We start from the raw sequence: 18,240 nt of genomic DNA on the forward strand, positions 1-18,240 counted from the left end.
TAGTTCCAACCAACTATCGTCTTTGAGCAATTGGATACAAAGAAAACTGCCTAGCAGCAGTTCCAATCTCCAACCTTTTAGGACATCCTGCGTGCAATGAGAATCGTCTGCCGACGATTTCTATTTCCAACCTTCTAATAAAAATGACTGTCCCACGGACATTTAGATACAAAGAAAACTGCCTAGCGCAGTTCCAATCTCCAACCTTTTAGGACGTCCCACGTCCAATGAGAATCGTCTGCCGACGATTTCTATTTCCAGCCTTCTAATAAAATTGGCAGTCCAGTGGACTGCCAATTTTATTAGAACCCATCTACATTCGTGTAGATTTTTTGGACGTCTTCGTCGTCTTCGAGGGCGTCGTAGAGTTTTTCAAATGTTGCGAGGTCATCGCCTTCAAGTGATACTTCTGATTGCGGGATCATTTCAAGTTCAGTGACGTTGAACTCTTGGATTCCTGATTCTTTAAGTGCCACGATGGCCTTGTGCAGATCAGTTGGGGCTGTATAGACAGTGATTGCTCCGTCTTCTGCTTCTACATCATCGACTTCAACATCTGCTTCAAGAAGCAATTCGAAGATGGCATCTGCATCATCACCAGCAAATACAACCACACCTTTTTTATCAAACATGAATGATACTGAACCAGATGCACCCATGTTACCGCCGTTTTTACCAAAGGCAGAGCGAACATTGGCTGCGGTACGGTTTACATTTGATGTCAAAGTATCAACGATAATCATAGAACCATTTGGTCCAAAGCCTTCGTAACGACCTTCCACGAAGGTTTCGTCTGTATTTCCTTTTGCCTTGTCAATGGCTTTATCAATGATGTGTTTTGGAACCTGCGCTTGCTTAGCACGGTCGATAACAAATTTCAGCGCTGAGTTTGTTTCTGGATCTGGGTCACCCTTTTTCGCTGCTACATAGATTTCAACACCAAATTTGGCGTAAACTTTTGAGTTAGCACCGTCTTTTGCGGTTTTCTTGGCTACAATATTGGCCCATTTACGTCCCATGGGGAACCTCCTACATTTTATAAAATCGCTTTATTATACCATAAATGGCAAGGATTGAGAAGATTTTTAAAATCTTCTTCACTATACAGTTGACATGTATAGTTTTCCGATATATAATATATAGTACAACTGTACATTTGAATTACATAGGAGAAGCCAAATGAAAAGGAATAAGCACCTCCCCTTAACGGAGACAACCTACTATATTCTATTAGCCCTCTTGGAACCTGCCCATGGCTACCATATCATGCAAAAAGTAGAGGATATGAGTGATGGCGATGTGAAAATTGCTGCAGGAACCATGTATGGAGCGATTGAGAATCTTTTGAAACTAAAATGGATTTATTCCGTTCCAAGTTCCGATAAAAGAAGAAAAGTCTATCAAGTAACAGCAACGGGACAAGAGATTATTAAACTGGAAACACAGCGTATTCAAAAACTACATCATATTGCCAAAGAATTAGGTTTTTAAGGAGGAAGCCATGATAAGACACAAATTATTCACCAGTTTACAAGAGGAAGAACATTGGATTAATTCGATTCAATCCGAAGGTTATCAGCTTGTCAAAGTAACTCCGTGGACAGCAGCCTATCATTTTGAAAAATGTAGTCGACCCCCTCATCCCGTACGCCTTGATTTTCATGAACATATTGCAAAAGGAGAATATTCAAATTACCTCTCTCTATTTGAAGACTGTGGTTGGCAACCTATACAAGGTAGTCGTAGATGCGGCATCCATTATTTTCAACAAACAATCGAAGCTTCAAGCACAGAAATTTTTTCTGATACCGAATCGAAAAAAGCATTCTATTCACGCTACCAAAATTATGCCTACTCCTATTTCGGATTATTTCTGACTTTATTTTTTATCCATTACCAAGTTGGACTCCAAAATGGATACACACTTTGGAATCCTAAATCCTGGTACCTAACTCCAGGACTATGGGAACGGACTGGTACCAGTTTTTGGTTTGGTTTTCTCTTTGAAACCCCATTCGCATTGTTTAGAAGTGGCATCATTCCGTTATTTTTCCTTGCTTGGTCTATTTATTTCCTCCATATCGCTGAAAAAGGTAAAAAAGAAGCGAAGAAATTAGAAAAATACTGATGACATACTATAGTAAAATGAAATAAAACCAGTACATTTGTGGTATAATGTATTTATGGCATATTCATTAGATTCTCGTAAAAAAGTTCTCGCATACTGTGAGAAAACCGGCAGTATTACTGAAGCATCTGTTGTTTTCGATATTTCACGCAACACCATCTATCAATGGTTAAAATTACAGGAGACTACAGGCGAGCTTCATCACCAAGTTAAGGGAACCAAACCAAGAAAAGTTGATAGAGAAAAATTAAAGAACTATCTTGAAGCTCATCCAGATGCTTTTTTGACTGAAATAGCTTCTGAATTTAGCTGTCATCCAACAGCTATTCATTACGCTCTCAAAGCTATGGGATATACTCGAAAAAAAGAGCTGTGCCTACTATGAACAAGACCCTGAGAAAGTAAATCAGTTCCTAAAAGAATTTAATAGCTTAAGTCACTTGACACCTGTTTATATTGACGAGACAGGGTTTGAGACATATTTTCATCGAGAATATGGTCGATCTTTGAAAGGTCAGTTGATCACAGGTCAGGTCTCTGGAAGAAGATTCCAGCGGCTATCTTTAGTCGCTGGTCTTATAAACGGTGAGATTATAGCCCCAATGACCTACCAAGAAACCATGACGAGTGACTTTTTCGAAGCTTGGTTTAAAACATTCTTACTACCCACTTTAGATAGACCATCTGTTATCATTATGGACAATGCAAGGTTTCATCGGATGAGTAAGCTAAAAGAGTTATGCAAGGAACAGGGGCATAGACTTTTGCCACTCCCTCCTTACTCACCTGAGTATAATCCCATTGAGTAAACATGGGCTCAAATCAAAAAACACCTCAGAAAAGTATTACCAAATTGCAATACTTTTCTTGAGGCACTTTTGTCCTGCTCTTGTTTCAGTTAGCTATATCAAAAAGAAAAAGATTGAAAAGAACTGATTAGTCATCTTTTCAATCTTTTTTTACTTTTTACAACTCTACTTTAGCAACTTGGCTATCTTGACTGACCTGTCCAAGATTTTCAAGGCTGACTGATTTGATTTCAGCTGTGTTTGTGAAGGCAACGACGATGGTTGTTTCACGTCCTGCTGAGCGAATAGCTTCAAGATCTGCAACAAGGAGCAAGTCTCCTGCTTCAACGCGTTGGCCATCTGTTACCTTAGCGGAGAATGGAGCACCGTTAAGGGCAACCGTATCTAGGCCGACGTGCACCAAGACTTCTACACCCTTATCAGACAAAATACCGATAGCGTGTTTAGTTGGGAAGACACTAGTTACAATACCTGAAACTGGTGCGTAGACATTACCGGAGCTAGGCTCAACTGCATAACCGTCCCCCATCATTTTTTGTGAGAAGACTGGGTCTTTTACTTCTGTGATGGCAATGGCTTGCCCTTCAGCAACAGAGTAAACTGTCTCCGTCACACCTTTGAACTGAGTCTCAGGAACAACTTCCTCTGTCGCAACAATTTCCGTACGAGGAATGGCAACGCCAGATTCTAGCAAGTCTTGAATGTCTGATTTGAGAACATCTGCTTTTGGTCCATAGACTGCTTGAACACCTGAGTCTTTGATAATCAAGCCCATAGCACCAGCCTGTTTCCAAGCATTTTCATCTCCAACCTGTGCCACATCTTTAACACTAACACGAAGACGAGTCATACAAGCATCCACATCAGCGATATTATCACGGCCACCAAGCAAGTTGATGATTTGAACCACTTGTGAATTGGCATCCGCAGTATCTACGTTTGAGTTAGAAACTACATCTGTTGTTTCTGTATCATAGTTACCATTGCGTCCAGCTGTTGCTAGGTTGAATTTCTTAATCATAAAGTCGGCAATGAAGTACATACCAACTGCAAAGAGGGCTGTTACCCAAATGAAGTTAACTACGTCCATACCGATACCGGCTTTAATCGCCATCGGTGTACGTGTAAGGAATTCGATATTACCAAATGAGTGCATACGCAAGTTGACAACGTCAGCCATGGCAAAGGCTGCACCTTGCACAAAAGCATAAACGACATAAAGTGGCATTGCCGCAAACATGAACATGAACTCAATTGGCTCTGTTACACCTGTCAAGAAGACAGCAAGTGCAGAAGATAAGAACATACCTTTGTATTTTTTCTTCTTATCTGGATCGACATTGCGATACATAGCGTAGGTCAAGCCCATAAGGATACCTGATGAACCAATCATTTGACCAACTTTGAAACGGGCTGGAGTAATGTTTGCAAGAAGGTCATTGTACTGAGCCATATCACCAGCGTCTTTGAGGTTGATCAAGTCTGTAATCCAAGCCAACCAGAGTGGATCTTGTCCAAATACTTGTGTACCTGCTTGTGCACCTGTCAAGATGTCATAGGTACCACCAAGTGACGTATAGTTCATTGGAATGGTCAACATGTGGTGCAAACCAAATGGAAGAAGCAAACGTTCCAAGGTACCATAAACAAAAGGCGCAAGAATTGGTGCTGTATCCTGTGAGCTTGCAATCCATTTACCAAAGCTGTTGATTCCTGTTTGAACAACCGGCCAAAAGATAGCTAATCCTAGCGCTACAAGAACTGAGCGATAGATAACCACAAATGGTACAAAGCGTTTACCGTTAAAGAAGGTCAAAACATCAGGTAATTTGCGGTAATTGTAGTATTTGTTATAGGTTGTTGCCCCTACAAAACCAGCGATGATACCAACGAAGACACCCATGTTCAGAGCAGGTTGACCCAAGATATTGACGAAGTAGCCTGAAACTGGAATCTCTGTTCCAAAAACAGTGGTTACGGTTGCCGCTGCATCTGCAAGCATGTCAGTCGTCACACCAAAGAAGTGACCTGTAATCAAGTTAATAAGGATAAAGGCAAGACCTGCTGAGAAGGCACCACCAGCCTTTTCCTTAGCCCAGCTACCACCGATAGCCAAGGCAAAGAGCAAGTGAAGGTTTCCGATAATCCCCCAACCGATTTGGGCGATAATATTCCCAATACGAATCAAGAGTTCTGATTCTGGGCTGATTAACGGAATAGAGTTTCCGATAGAAACCATAAGACCTGCTGCAGGCATAACTGCAATCACGACCATTAAACACTTACCGAATTTTTGCCAAAATTCGAAACTAAGAAATTTTTTCATTTTTTCTCCTTTATTTTTTGGCTCTGTGCCATTTTATACATTAATTTCAACTTCCACACCAAAATGGTCTGAAATAATCGGACGATTCTCTCCATTGAAAATCACTAAGCTGGATAAAACTTCCTTTTTCTGATTTAAGAAAATGTAATCCAATCGTTTTTCCTGACTGTGACCAGCCCAGCCATCAATAGCCTTTTCAACCGTAATCCCCTGGTCTTTTTCCATCGCTAGATTGTATGAATCATAAAGTCCAAGCTCTGTAATCGCTTCGTAGGCCTCTCGATCTGAGAAGGCATCGGTATTAAAATCTCCCATGAGAATCTTAAAACGTCTATTGCCAGTCCGTTCCACAATCGTACGAATGTTATCAAGCTGGTCTTCCTCTTCACTCCCCGGAAGATTGATGTGACAAGAATACAGGTCAATCAACTGGTCTTGATAGAAGACCGTCAAGCCCATAATTTTTCGTGATAGGATGGAATCAACAGATTTATTCTGACTACAATAAAATGGATCCACTTCATAAACTGGCAACTTGGTAAGAAAGGCAATCCCTTCTTCGTACTTATCGTAGCCGATATGTGAGTTACTCCAATAATATGAATAGTCAAATTGTCCCAAGGCTCTTAATTTTTCTAATAAAATCAAGCCATAATTATCCGCCTTCAAGTCTTTCGTTACCAAATCAGCAGTTATGAGCTGATTGACTTCTTGAAGAGCGATGACATCATAAGCCTTTTCAGCTATTGTTTGGGCTAAAACATCTAGTTTTTCATCCTGCCTTTCTTCTAACCAGGCATGGACATTAATTGTTAGTAATTTCATTGCTCCCCCTCTCTCTGAAAATGCGTAATCGTTTTCTTTTTATAGAAATAGTATAACGTAAACGTTTGCATTAGTCAATAACTTTTCCGTAATATTTTAAACTTTTACGTAAAAGTTGTGTATTCTACTAAACAAAATAGATGTATTGCCCCTTTCTGGCTCTTTTATGATACACTAATGGGTAGAAAGACAGGAAACTATGAGTAAGTATAAAAAAGTTTATCAAGATATTAAGAAAAAAATCGAAGAGCAGGTTTGGTCAACTGGACAGGCCCTACCGACAGAAAATGAGTTAATGGAAGTGTATTCCTACTCCAAGGACACCATTCGCAAAGCACTATCTCTTCTTGAAATGGATGGTTATATTCAAAAGAAACAGGGGAAATCTTCTATTGTTATCGAACATGGTCTAATGAAGGACCAGTATCTTTCTGAAATTAAAACAGCGGGCGAATTGAACAAAAAATCACAGCACCAAATTCAGACCCAGCTTACTTCGCTTTATATTATTCAAGGTCAAGAAGATTTAATGTCAACTTTCGAAGTTGATGATAAGGTAGATTTCTATCGAGTGAGTCGGGTACGGACAATTGATGGTGAGCGGTTGGAATATGACATTTCCTATTTCGACCGTAGGGTCGTCCCTTATCTCAGCAAAGAAATTGCCGAAAGCTCTATTTACCGCTACTTAGAAGAAGAACTCCATTTAACAATTTCTCATTCCAGACGTGAAATCTCCTTCCGTTTTGCAAACGAAGAAGAAAAACAATTGATGGACTTAGGAGACTATGACATGGTCGTCGTGGTCACTAGTATCACCTATCTTTCAAATGGTCAAGCTTTCCAGTATGGAACAATTAGTTACCGTCCAGACAAAGTTAGCTTTGTTTCCATGGCGAAACGGTAAAAGGAAACTTTCGATTTTTTCGACCAAGTGTACAAAACTTCTAGAATTTTATAGTTATAAAAAGAATGTCTCCGCTTTTTTGCAGAGACATTCTTTGCATTTATATACTAAGGAGAGCACCAATAATGGTAAAAACTGATAGTTTTTTATTCTTCAACACATAGGAAGAATTGATCTGATAAGTTTTGGAGTGGTTCAATCAACTTTCCTACTAATTGTTGGAATTCAATTAGTTACTGTGCCAGATATCTTGGTTGTACTGTTCAATAGTACGGTCAGATGAGAAGAATCCTGCTTTGGCGATGTTGTGAACAACTTTCTTGTTCCATGAATCTTGATCTTCGTAGTCTGCAAAGACTTGCTCTTTTACTTCGATGTATTCAGCCAAGTCAATCAAGGTCATGAACCAGTCTTTCGAAATCAATTCATGGTGCAAGCGACCTAGACGTTCTTCATTACCAAGTGCTTTCACTTCATCACTAATGATAAAGTCAACCGCACGTTTGATATTAGCATCACCATTGTAGTAGTCTGCAGATACGTAACCAGCCTTGTCGTACAAGTCGATAATGGTATCTGAATCTTTACCAAATGTATAGATGTTGTCCATACCAGCCAACTCAGCAATCTCAACGTTAGCACCGTCCATAGTACCAAGCGTCAACGCACCGTTGAGCATGAATTTCATGTTACCAGTACCTGAAGCTTCTTTAGAAGCCAATGAGATTTGCTCAGAAATATCTGTCGCAGGAATGAGTTTTTCAGCAACCGTTACGTTGTAGTTTTCTACCAAGTGAACGTTGAGGTACTTGCTGACTTCTGGGTCATTGTTGATCAACTCAGACAAGCAGAGAATCAAATGAATGATGTCTTGGGCAATCACGTAAGCTGGAGCTGCCTTACCACCGAAGATAACAGTGATTTTACGTTTTGGCAGGTTGCCGTTCTTGATTTCAAGATACTTGTGAATGACATACAAGGCATTCATTTGTTGGCGTTTGTACTCGTGGAAACGTTTGATTTGTGTATCAATGATAGAGTTTTCGTCCAACTCAATGCCCTTGTTATCTTTCAAGTAACGTTTAAGAGCCAATTTGTTGTTGTGTTTGATTTCCGCCAACTTAGCATGAACTTCCTTGTCATCCGCAAAGGCAAGCAATTTCTCAAGCTTCGTTGCATCTGTCAAATACTCATCGCCAATCAATTCTTTGATGTAGTCAGCGAGGTCTTGGTTGGCAAATTCCAACCAACGGCGGAAAGTGATACCGTTTGTTTTATTGTTGAATTTTTCTGGGTAAAGCTCGTAGAAAGCTTTCAATTCAGAGTTTTTGAGGATTTCTGTGTGAAGCGCAGCTACACCGTTCACTGAGTTAGAGAAGTGGATATCCATGTGAGCCATGTGTACACGACCTGATTCATCAATGATTTGGACTGCTGGGTCTTTAATTTCTGCACGAATAAGGGCATCCAATTCTTTGATGATATCAACCAAGTGCGGCACCACTTCTTCAAGGAACTCAAGTGGCCATTTTTCAAGCGCTTCCGCTAAGATAGTGTGGTTTGTGTAACCAGTCATATTCTTAACGATGGCAACTGCTTCCGCAAATTCAATACCATGTTTTTCAGTCAAAAGACGGATCAACTCAGGAATCACCATTGATGGGTGAGTATCGTTGATTTGCACATAAGCGTAGTCAGCCAAGTCATGCAAGTTTGAACCGCGCTCAATTGCTTCATCAATCAAAAGTTGAGCAGCATTTGATACCATGAAGTATTGTTGGTAGATACGGAGCAATTCACCATTCTTATCAGAATCATCTGGGTACAAGAAGAGTGTCAAGTTTTCTTTAATATCAGTCTTGTCAAATGAAATACCGTCTGTAATCAAGTCATAGTTTACTGACTCAATATCAAACAAATTGAGGTAGTTCTTAGTCTCTTTTTTATAGCCAAGAATATCAAGACGATCCAATTTTGATTTCAAAGTGAAATTTTTGAATGGAACATCATAGCTGATAGTTGTTGGAATCAACCAAGAATCATTTTCAATCCAGAAGTTTGGCTCTGCTTCTTGCTCATTTTTCTTAAATACTTGGCGGAAAAGACCACAGTGGTAGTTCAGACCAACACCTTCACCGTTGATAGCAAGTGTTGACATAGAATCAACGAAACATGAAGCCAGACGTCCCAAACCACCGTTACCAAGTGATGGTTCTGGTTCAACGTCTTCAACTTGAGCCAATGATTTACCAGCTGCTGCCAATTCTGCTTGAATGTCTTTGTAAACACCCAAGTTGATCAAATTGTTTGACAAGAGTTTACCGATAAGGAACTCAGCTGAGATATAGTAAACTTTACGTTTTCCTGTGTTTTTTGGTTTTGTAGCTGCAGCTTCTTTTACGTAGTTTAACAATTGAAGATAGATTTCTTCATTTGTCAAATCAGCTAATTTTTTCGAAGTGTTTGTTTCTGCAAATGTTGTAAATTTAGTCATGGTTTTCATTTCCTCGTTGGTATAGTAATGTCATTTTTGTCAAGAAGTCTTTGCGTTCTTGGGTCAAGTCTTCAGCTTTCATTCGCCATTCCCAGTTACCTCCGACTGTTGAAGGCATGTTCATGCGGCTTTCTTCGCCCAAGTCAAGAACATCTTGCATGGTCGCAATAGCTGTGTCGCTGACAGTGGCAAAGAGTGTTCGAAGCATGGCTTGGGTCACTGGCTCAATCGGCTTTCTGTTGGTATAGGCATCTACAAACTCCTGTTGTTCAGGCTCAAGATTGTTATACCAACCGTTGACCACCTCGTTATCGTGTGTGCCTGTGTAGGCGATAGAATTTGGTACGCAACGGTGTGGGATGTCAATGCTTTGTCCAGTCACATCGAAGAAGCCAAATTCTAGAATCTTCATTCCTGGATAGCCACAATCTGCAAGCAACTTACGAGCCTTGGCATCAATATTTCCTAGGTCCTCTGCAATAATTGGCAAGTCGCCGAGGGTTTCCTTGACCGCCTTGAAGAGATTGTAGCCTGGACCTGGCTCCCAAGTACCAACCTTGGCAACTTTAGCATCTCCTGCTACCTGCCAGTAATCTGAGAAGCCTTTGAAGTGGTCAATTCTCAAGACATCATAAAGTTTGAAACTCTCGTGAATGCGGTAAATCCACCAGTTGTAGCCAGTTTTTTCATGTTGCTCCCAATCGTAGAGTGGGTTGCCCCAAAGCTGGCCATCTGCAGAGAAGTTATCCGCTGGCACACCTGCCACATAAAGCGGTTTGCGCTCGCTATCTAATTTGAAGAGCTGTGGCTTGGTCCAAACTTCCACACTATCTGCAGAGACATAAATCGGCATGTCTCCGATAATCTTAATGTGGTTTTGATTGGCATATTCTTTTAGCTGTTTCCACTGGCTAAAGAAGAAATATTGAGTGACTTTAAAGTAATCAATTTGGTCTGCCAATTCCAAGCGGTATTTTTCAAGAGCTTCTTCATTTCGAGCAACAACTTTCTTGTCATCCCACTCTTGTAGGGCCTTGTTTCCAAAGTGTTCTTTGATAGCCATGAATTCCGCATAGTCATTTAACCATGACGAATTGGCTTTTTCAAACTCTTGAAAGGCTGCTTTACGCTTGTCATCGCTCAAGAAGTTTTTAACGGCTCTTTCCAAAATCGGACGGCGAGCCTCATAGATCAAGGCGTAGTCTACTTTTTCTGGATTGTCCCCAAATTTCACATCTTGGTAGTCAAAGTTGGCCAATAAATCTTCTTCTGCCAACAAATCAAAATCAATTAAATGGGTATTTCCTGCAATGGCAGAAAATGATTGATAAGGTGAATCTCCGTAACTTGTCGTTGTGAGAGGAAGGAGCTGCCAGTAGGTCTGCTTGGTTTCGACCAAGAAATCTACAAAGTCATAGGCAGGCTTTCCAAAAGTACCGATACCAAACTTACCTGGAAGTGAGGTAATATGCATTAAAATTCCACTGGTACGATTCGCCATAAAAACGTTTTCCTTTCTTTCGATTACAATGATAGTTTAACGCAAACGTTTGCATTTGTCAAGGATTTATACAATTTTTTTAAAACTTTTCCGTAAAACCGCTCGAAATCTCCCATAAATGCGTATTCTAGTGCTCTTGTGACCATTAAACAAAAAAAGAAATTCTGAGTATTGAACCTCAGAATTTCAATATTATTCTATTATTTTATGAAAAGGTTTGCTCGCTGATTTGAATCTCATTTTCCACTACATCAGCCAACAAGTTTGTCACATCTAGGTGATCCAGATAGTAATCCGTTACCTTGTCTCGAATCTGATTTTCAATCACACGGCGCAATGGACGAGCTCCCATAGCCTGATCATAGCCTTCTTCCATCAAGAACTCTTTGGCTACCTCAGTCACTTCTAAGTGAATACCTTTCTTAGCTAGGGTCTTATTGACCTGGGCTAACATCAAATCTACGATAGCCTTGAGGTCTTCTTTGCCCAAGTGTTTGAACTCGATAACTGCGTTGAAACGATTAAGGAACTCCGGACGGAAGAATGGTGCGATACGGTCCATGATGTCTTGATTTTCTTCACTCTCTGCCTTTCCATAACCAAAACCTGCATTTGAAGTCGCGATGACAAGGGTATTTTTGAAGTTAACTTGATTGCCCTGTCCGTCTGTCAAATGACCATCATCTAGCACTTGCAAAAGGAGGGTAATCACTTGTGGATCTGCTTTTTCAATTTCATCCAAGAGGACAATGGAGTACGGATTGCGGCGGACACGTTCGGTAAGAGTATGGGAATTGTCATCATAACCAACATAACCAGCTGTGGTACCGATTAATTTGGAAACGGCTGTCCGATCGCTGTATTCAGACATATCCAAACGAATAATGGCATCTTTGTTACCAAACAAGTCTAGCGCTAACTGTTTTGCCAACTCTGTCTTACCCACACCTGTCGGACCGACAAAGAGGAAGGAACCAATTGGACGGTTGCCGTCATCAAAACCTGCACGATTTCGACGAATGGCACGAGATACAGCTTCCACCGCATCGTCTTGACCAATTACATTTGTCTCCAGGCGATGTTTCAATTCCTTGAGTCGTTCAATGTCAGAAGCTCCCATTTGAGAAACTGGGATCCCTGTCATTCGCTCAACCGCCTGAGCCACATCATTGACAGTCGCTACCACTTTCTGTTGCTCCGTGTGGTTGTCAATTTGTTCTTGGAGCTTGTCGATGCGGACTTTTTCATTGAGTGCTGTTTCGTAATCTTCTTTTTCAGCTGCTTCCAACTGCAACTGTTTTGCCTCAGCCATTTCTGCTTCTAAGGTCTGAATATCTGTCACAGGATGTTGTGCAGCTAAGTGAGCAGCAGTCACATCGACCAGGTCAATAGCCTTATCAGGCAAGCTACGTTGTGGAATATATTGGACGGAATAATCAACCGCAGCTCTCAAGACCTCATCTGGCAATTCAATATTGTGGTGGGCTTCATAAAGCGGCTTAATCCCTTTCAAAATCTGGTAGGTATCTTCAGCGGACGGAGCATGGACCTTGACTTCGTTGAAACGACGAGCCAAGGCAGCATTCTTATGAATAGTATTGCGGTATTCGTCCTGTGTAGTCGCACCGATAACAGTTAACTCTCCACGGGAAAGAGCTGGTTTGAGAATATCTGCTAAGCCCTTGGAACCTGAGTCTCCACCAGTGCTACCAGCTCCCAAAATCTGATGAATTTCATCAAAGAAGAGAATGATATTTCCAGCTTTTTTGACTTCATCCACAAGATTTTGCACATTTTCCTCAAAAGCCCCACGGTACTGAGTCCCAGCTTCCAAGCCTGAAATGTCGATAGAGATGATTTCCTTGTTCTTAATGGCTGCTGGCACATCACCATTAACTATAGCTTGTGCCAAACCTTCTACTACCGCAGTTTTACCAACACCCGCATCACCGACCAGAACAGGATTATTCTTAGTCCGACGTGCCAAAATTTCAGATGTTTCTTGGATTTCCTTATTTCGTCCAATGACTGGATCCAACTTGCCTTCACGCGCATCTTGTGTCAAATTGCGGCCCAGTTTTGCCAGAATTCCGTCTGACTTTATCTGACCTTTAGCTTGTGTTTGAGCCACTTCTTCTGTCTGTGGCAGGCGACCAGTCTGACGATAAATGGCAAATTCCTCCGGTGTCACCTCACGACCGTTAATGGCATAGCGACGACGTTCTGTACTGTAGCCACCCATGTTCCCCATGAGTTGATTGAAAATGTCGTCCATATTGTTAAAATTATTGAAATTGTTGTTCATAGTTTTTACCTCTTTTATAATTCACTTGTTTTTGACTTTTACTGACCTTTGTTTTAAAAAATAGCTAATAGGGTATAATCCTGTCTTTCATAACAACCTCCTTAGAAGTTTGTCTTTTACTGACCAATAGGTCCAGAGTAAGTCAAACCGTTATCATTTGAACTAAACTGACCTTTGGTTCAAAGAATTCGTAAGGTCCTCTACCTTACGGATCTTATTTTACATCATTGGTCAGTAAAAGTCAATGGTTTTGTTTGACCTTTTTTGACTTTTCGATATAGTCTTTTAGTTTACTTTTAGTACTAGCTCTAAAGGTTTGGGGAACCTTTGGAGGTGGGAAATAGAGCGAACAAAGTTCGCATCAAAAGCTGCAGGTAGCTTCAATAGTCCAGTGGACTATTAAAGGTTGGAAATCGCACTTACGATAGTAAGTAACATTCGCAAGGTACGGCAAAGCGAGTTCAAATAATGATAAGATTATTTGAAGTTGGAGATAGAGGCTGGGCAAAAAGCCCAGCACCGCTTCTCAAAGTTAGTGTCAACATCTCAGCGCAGTGGTTGATTGGCAGATTTGTTCGTGTTTTACACTCCAAATCTAACCTAATCAACTGTGCGGGGGTGGGAAAACGAACTCTTCTATGAATGGTTTAGTTCTTTCCCACTCCCATTCGCCGCAGTAATAAAAGATAAACTAAATGACGCTAATAGGGTATAATCCTGTCTTTCATATAACCTCCTTAGAAGTTTGTCTTTTACTGACCAATAGGCCCAAGAGTAAGTCAAACCCTTCTCATTTGACCTAAACTGACCTTTGGTTCAAAGAATTCGTAAGGTACTTTACCTTACGAATCTTATTCTACACCATTGGTCAGTAAAAGTCAATGGTTTTGTTTGACCTTTTTTGACTTTTTGATATAGTCTTTTAGTTTACTTTTAGTGCTAGCTCCAAAGGTTTGGCGAATCTTTGGAGGTTGGAGATAAAGCGAACAAAGTTCGCATCAAAAGCCGCAGACATAACTCAATGCTTTCTTGTTTCTAGGCATTGACTTGAAACAGTCCCCCAGACTGTTTCAATCAGGCAGGGTGAGTTCAAACACTCCGGTGGAGTGATTGAAGTTGGAAATAAGGAAACGACGTTTCCTCGCTCGTCGACGTAATAAAAGATAAACTAAACGACGATAAAAAATCTACCTGACGGTAGATTCGGTAACTACTAGATGATAATCCCTTCCAAATGGTCCAGTTCATGCTGAACAATCTGAGCTTGGAAGTCTGTCAGCTTTAGGCTCTGCCTTTTCCATGAAGCATCAAAAAACTCCACTTCAATCTCCTGATAGCGTATCGTCGGGCGGGTACCTTCCAGCGACAGGCAACCCTCCTCAGTCTTATAAGGCTTGGCCTTGCTGATGAGGACGGGATTGTACATGACCAGGTTGGTAAAACCCACGTTGACGATGATAATCCGCTTTTTGACGCCAATCATGTTGGCCGCCATGCCCACACAAGCGTGAGCGTTAGCTGCTAAAGTGTCCTGCAAATCCTGACCGACCTGCACATCTAGCTGAGTCGCAGGCTCAGATTTCTGCTGTAGGAAGAAAATATCCTTCATAATAGGTTGAATCATGGGAACCTCTTTCGATAAAGTATATAGTATTATTTTACTATTTTTTTGATAATTTGAATTATTTTATGCTTTATCGGATGAGGATAATAACGAAAAGTACCAGCTTTTCTCAAAATATAGCCATTAAAGTTCTGTTTAAATCGAAGAACACCATCTGAGCTGTCGAATATCCCTTGAATACCAAGGAAATTATAACGCTTAAGATTTCGTTTTATTGCACGTTGCATCGCCTCATATTGAAGTAAGAAAGGTGCAGATAGGCTTTGAAACTCTGAATATGAGCCACCAAAAAGATACGTTGCCTCATTCACATCATAAATTATCAGTGCACATGCCAAAAAAATAGGAGCTGTCTGAGTTTGATTTAAAATATTTTGAACCACCTCCTGTTTTTTCAACAATTTCTGCACTTGCTGTGCATACTGTTTTGAATTTCTATCACTTGTTTCTATTTCCTTTTCAATTTGCTTTAGACTGGCTTTCGGGTCAAGTTCTGCAACTAAAAAATCTGCCTGTGTACCAAAGCTTTCAAAAAGACTGTTATAGTAACCACTATCTCTATCTTCAAAGCCTTGTCTAGCTCCAGTTTCCTCAATTATTTTTTTGAAAGCTGAAAGCTCCTTATGATTGATGCTACGAATCCTGATACCGTAACTTTCTGAATTTTTTATGTTTCGTTTACTATTTTTATTGTAGGATTGCAATAACGACGTTGTTGAATACCCTTTCAAATCCTTCACATAATGCCAAACAGGCTCTCCATTTGGATAACCTGTTTGTAAGCCATCATGTTTAAATCCAACTTGCACCAGCTTCTCAATTAGTTGAGTATCTGCTTCACTAATTGGACTCCCTACACTATCAAAGACTTGATAGGTTTGGGAAGGCTTGACCACCAATTCAAGTACGCCTTCACGCTTCGCATAGTTTTTTAAAGATTGATAAAATTCCTCTAAATAAGCATGATTGGTAACCAGCGGTCCAGAATTCAATTCCATATACAAACCACCAGCCATCTTCTTACAGAAAAGCAACGAAGAAATAACGATCTCTAATTGTGAATTTTTAAAACCAACATAGCGAACATCGTATCCTCGCTTGGATAGTAATCCAGCCATTTCAATGGATTGAAAAAATGATTTTTCATTTACTTGTTGACAATGCTTTAAAAATTCTTCTTTAGTTATTTGACAAAAAGTCATTATTTTTTCTTCCTTAATTTTTTTCTAATTTCCAGTAAAACTTGAAAAATCTTATATAATATTGGCGAAACAATAAGGTCGAATTCCCCAATATACTCTTCTACTACTGGATTCAAATGTGATTTAAAGTGATAAAGGCCTCCGTCTAAAGTTGGCTCTATTCCTCCTAAATTTTGCCATTTCACACCTCGTTCGAAAGCATACTTTGCTGTCTCCACCCATGTTAGTAAAGCAGGCTGATAATGTTTAAACTTTTCATCCATACCAGCATAGATATTTTCAGATGTTCCTGCAAAATTAATTGTCAAAGTACCAGCCAATGGAACTAGCTTACTCCCGTTACGAGTCAGAGAATTTATCATTTCTAATTCTGTATTTATTCTTCGGATTTCCTTTTTATAATTTTCAATCTTCGATTGTCTTGTAGTGGATGTGAAGGTCATGGCTTCTTTTACTAATTTTTCTTCAAGATAAGATAACTGTTCATATCTCTCTGCTAAATCCAAATAGGCAACTACAATATAAGAATTTTCTGGATAGGCATTCAATATTTTTTGATAATACTCCCTCCCCCGCAAGCGAATAGATTTGCGCTCCTCAGTCTTTTTTAATAGCTCTGAAAAATCTCTTAACAACTCCTCACGACCAATTCGAATCTCAATACCTTTATTACGCGCCGACCGAATATTTTGTCGAACTCGTTTATTTAGTGATTCCTCTGAGAAGGATTCGCTATATAATACTGCATGACAAGTAGGTTGGATTGTAGCCGACATGGTCTGCACTCGACCAGACCAAATACCTCCCAAATCAACAATCCTATCTTTGACGGCAAGTACATTTAATTCCTCTTCCCTATCTCCTGTTATAGTTTTACTAGATAGTCGAATAAATGGATCGAATTTTATAACAACACTGCGTTCTCGGAGGGCAAATTCTTTTATGGACTTAAATACAAATGACACTAATTCAGCATCTTCATAATCCATTACTGGACCTCTTGGTATATAAATCATCGTAAAACCAAATGGTACTACCAACCTTCTGATAAGAAGAGAAGCAACTGCCACTAATTTCCCATCTTTAAAAAAGCCTAGTCTCTCATTTCGCCACTCACTTTTTACGGTTGCCCACTGACTACTCTGCAACAGGTTAGCCTGTGGTGATTGCTTTACAAATGAATCATGTTCCTCAGCAGATATACCTATTTTATAAGTGTAAAACATTAATTATTCCCCTTGTTCATAATTACTTTTAACGCTAATTAGGAAGGGCTTGCCCGTAGTGTCAAGCCCTGCTATACTAGTATAGCAATCGATTTTGTCAAGTATTTTTACTCAATCATAAAAAAATAATAATGTTTTATTTGTGCCACGAAATCACTCATGCATATATATTCGTTTCCTTTGGTTTCTAATATTTTAAAATTTAGCAATGTACCTCCAAGTCATAATTAAATTGATATATACATAGCCAAGATGAACATAAAAAAGCCTAGTTCTCACTAGACTTTCCTTATTTATTCTTGACAATAAATCGCTATTGCCTGACTAACAAAACTGGCTGTTCCTGGTCCACCTGCTCGGTCTATGTTGGCTGAAAATCGCTCGTCTTCAACATACATAAGACCTAGATTTTGTAAGATTTCCTTGGTGCAGGTGTAGAAATTTTCCGTGATATAGGCCTGCAAGTTGGCTACCTGAGCCTGCACATCTGGATGATTGGCTTCCAAGCTCTGCATTTTTCCAAAAGCTTCAAAAATAGCCTGCATCTCTTGAGCAAACATCCGGTCCTTGCTGGCATCGTAGCCTTCTTCAAACTCGGCATAGGCCGCAGTCTGCCCCCAACGTTCCTTTGCCTCCGCCTTGTAGGCGTCTAGTTGACTGCTGTCAAATGCGTGAAAATCCATGACTTCTCCTCCTTTTTCTGTGAGCAATCTGGCATGATTTATGATGCGATCCAGCCGTTCCCTTTTGAGCTCTAAAAGGGTGATATGGTCTCGCAAGACCTGCTGACGATTGACTTCCGTCACATCCAGAAGCTGCTGATACTCAATGAAAATCAAAATCAGGCTAGGCGACGCAGATGCAGATAGAACTGAAGTTCATCAAATCAAGTC

At 40.2% G+C, this 18,240-nt stretch carries 13 protein-coding genes and 1 pseudogene; 4 read left to right on the plus strand and 10 right to left on the minus strand.

Annotated elements, in window-relative coordinates; all coding sequences use genetic code 11:
• Positions 1 to 302: 302 nt before the first annotated feature.
• A complete protein-coding gene (locus SST62_RS0107135) occupies positions 303 to 1,019 on the minus strand; it encodes a YebC/PmpR family DNA-binding transcriptional regulator (RefSeq protein WP_029186816.1) in 717 nt (238 codons plus the stop codon).
• A gap of 160 nt (positions 1,020 to 1,179) precedes the next feature.
• Here SST62_RS0107135 and SST62_RS0107140 point away from each other — a divergent pair, with 160 nt between their 5' ends.
• From SST62_RS0107140 to SST62_RS1000000112290, 3 genes and pseudogenes are all read left to right on the plus strand, one after another.
• Positions 1,180 to 1,491, plus strand: coding sequence for a PadR family transcriptional regulator (locus SST62_RS0107140; protein WP_029186817.1), 312 nt, complete (start codon positions 1,180 to 1,182; stop codon positions 1,489 to 1,491).
• Between the two features lie 10 nt (positions 1,492 to 1,501).
• Complete coding sequence (locus SST62_RS0107145; protein WP_024379995.1) at positions 1,502 to 2,128, plus strand: DUF2812 domain-containing protein; 627 nt, start codon at positions 1,502 to 1,504, stop codon at positions 2,126 to 2,128.
• Between the two features lie 55 nt (positions 2,129 to 2,183).
• Positions 2,184 to 3,030, plus strand: a pseudogene (locus SST62_RS1000000112290) (IS630 family transposase).
• A 64-nt stretch (positions 3,031 to 3,094) separates the two neighbouring features.
• Here the strand turns inward: SST62_RS1000000112290 and SST62_RS0107160 are convergent.
• The gene (locus SST62_RS0107160) at positions 3,095 to 5,263 is read right to left on the minus strand and encodes a PTS transporter subunit IIBC (RefSeq protein WP_029186819.1); all 2,169 of its coding nucleotides are present in this window, start codon (positions 5,261 to 5,263) and stop codon (positions 3,095 to 3,097) included.
• A gap of 33 nt (positions 5,264 to 5,296) precedes the next feature.
• Entirely contained in the window at positions 5,297 to 6,088 is a 792-nt protein-coding gene (locus tag SST62_RS0107165) for an endonuclease/exonuclease/phosphatase family protein (RefSeq protein WP_014637507.1), read from the minus strand.
• Between the two features lie 199 nt (positions 6,089 to 6,287).
• Between SST62_RS0107165 and SST62_RS0107170 the strand changes: the two genes are divergently transcribed.
• Positions 6,288 to 6,995 (plus strand): UTRA domain-containing protein, encoded by a 708-nt coding sequence (locus SST62_RS0107170; RefSeq protein WP_029186820.1) that lies wholly within the window; start codon positions 6,288 to 6,290, stop codon positions 6,993 to 6,995.
• 229 nt (positions 6,996 to 7,224) lie between these two features.
• Here the strand turns inward: SST62_RS0107170 and glgP are convergent, their stop codons facing one another.
• The 7 genes from glgP to SST62_RS0107205 form a co-directional block, all read right to left on the minus strand.
• Positions 7,225 to 9,489 (minus strand): glycogen/starch/alpha-glucan family phosphorylase, encoded by a 2,265-nt coding sequence (glgP, locus tag SST62_RS0107175; RefSeq protein ID WP_029186821.1) that lies wholly within the window; start codon positions 9,487 to 9,489, stop codon positions 7,225 to 7,227.
• Positions 9,482 to 10,990, minus strand: coding sequence for a 4-alpha-glucanotransferase (gene malQ, locus SST62_RS0107180; protein ID WP_029186822.1), 1,509 nt, complete (start codon positions 10,988 to 10,990; stop codon positions 9,482 to 9,484). Before malQ ends, glgP begins: the two co-directional genes overlap by 8 nt.
• A 205-nt stretch (positions 10,991 to 11,195) precedes the next feature.
• Complete coding sequence (locus SST62_RS0107185; RefSeq protein WP_029186823.1) at positions 11,196 to 13,295, minus strand: AAA family ATPase; 2,100 nt, start codon at positions 13,293 to 13,295, stop codon at positions 11,196 to 11,198.
• Between the two features lie 1,213 nt (positions 13,296 to 14,508).
• Positions 14,509 to 14,919: a peptide deformylase gene (locus SST62_RS0107190; RefSeq protein WP_029186824.1), complete on the minus strand. Its 411-nt coding sequence runs from the start codon at positions 14,917 to 14,919 to the stop codon at positions 14,509 to 14,511.
• A gap of 29 nt (positions 14,920 to 14,948) precedes the next feature.
• Positions 14,949 to 16,121, minus strand: a complete 1,173-nt coding sequence (locus SST62_RS0107195; RefSeq protein WP_029186825.1) for a peptidoglycan bridge formation glycyltransferase FemA/FemB family protein — start codon at positions 16,119 to 16,121, stop codon at positions 14,949 to 14,951.
• Positions 16,121 to 17,347, minus strand: coding sequence for a peptidoglycan bridge formation glycyltransferase FemA/FemB family protein (locus SST62_RS0107200; RefSeq protein ID WP_029186826.1), 1,227 nt, complete (start codon positions 17,345 to 17,347; stop codon positions 16,121 to 16,123). The genes SST62_RS0107195 and SST62_RS0107200 overlap by 1 nt, the downstream gene beginning before the upstream one ends.
• A 293-nt stretch (positions 17,348 to 17,640) precedes the next feature.
• Entirely contained in the window at positions 17,641 to 18,186 is a 546-nt protein-coding gene (locus SST62_RS0107205) for a TipAS antibiotic-recognition domain-containing protein (protein ID WP_228376854.1), read from the minus strand.
• Positions 18,187 to 18,240: the final 54 nt, after the last annotated feature.

Origin of the sequence: Streptococcus suis YS56, from assembly GCF_000440115.1 — a bacterium.
GTDB classification, from domain to species: Bacteria; Bacillota; Bacilli; order Lactobacillales; family Streptococcaceae; genus Streptococcus; species Streptococcus suis_L.

Bases quoted from the DNA above. Each gene is read 5' to 3' on its own strand.
- SST62_RS0107195 (WP_029186825.1), bottom strand. From the start codon at position 16,121: ATGACTTTTTGTCAAATAACTAAAGAAGAATTTTTAAAGCATTGTCAA.
- SST62_RS0107145 (WP_024379995.1), top strand. From the start codon at position 1,502: ATGATAAGACACAAATTATTCACCAGTTTACAAGAGGAAGAACATTGG.
- malQ (WP_029186822.1), bottom strand. From the start codon at position 10,990: ATGGCGAATCGTACCAGTGGAATTTTAATGCATATTACCTCACTTCCA.
- SST62_RS0107190 (WP_029186824.1), bottom strand. From the start codon at position 14,919: ATGATTCAACCTATTATGAAGGATATTTTCTTCCTACAGCAGAAATCT.
- SST62_RS0107200 (WP_029186826.1), bottom strand. From the start codon at position 17,347: ATGTTTTACACTTATAAAATAGGTATATCTGCTGAGGAACATGATTCA.
- SST62_RS0107135 (WP_029186816.1), bottom strand. From the start codon at position 1,019: ATGGGACGTAAATGGGCCAATATTGTAGCCAAGAAAACCGCAAAAGAC.
- SST62_RS0107170 (WP_029186820.1), top strand. From the start codon at position 6,288: ATGAGTAAGTATAAAAAAGTTTATCAAGATATTAAGAAAAAAATCGAA.
- SST62_RS0107165 (WP_014637507.1), bottom strand. From the start codon at position 6,088: ATGAAATTACTAACAATTAATGTCCATGCCTGGTTAGAAGAAAGGCAG.
- SST62_RS0107160 (WP_029186819.1), bottom strand. From the start codon at position 5,263: ATGAAAAAATTTCTTAGTTTCGAATTTTGGCAAAAATTCGGTAAGTGT.
- glgP (WP_029186821.1), bottom strand. From the start codon at position 9,489: ATGACTAAATTTACAACATTTGCAGAAACAAACACTTCGAAAAAATTA.
- SST62_RS0107185 (WP_029186823.1), bottom strand. From the start codon at position 13,295: ATGAACAACAATTTCAATAATTTTAACAATATGGACGACATTTTCAAT.
- SST62_RS0107140 (WP_029186817.1), top strand. From the start codon at position 1,180: ATGAAAAGGAATAAGCACCTCCCCTTAACGGAGACAACCTACTATATT.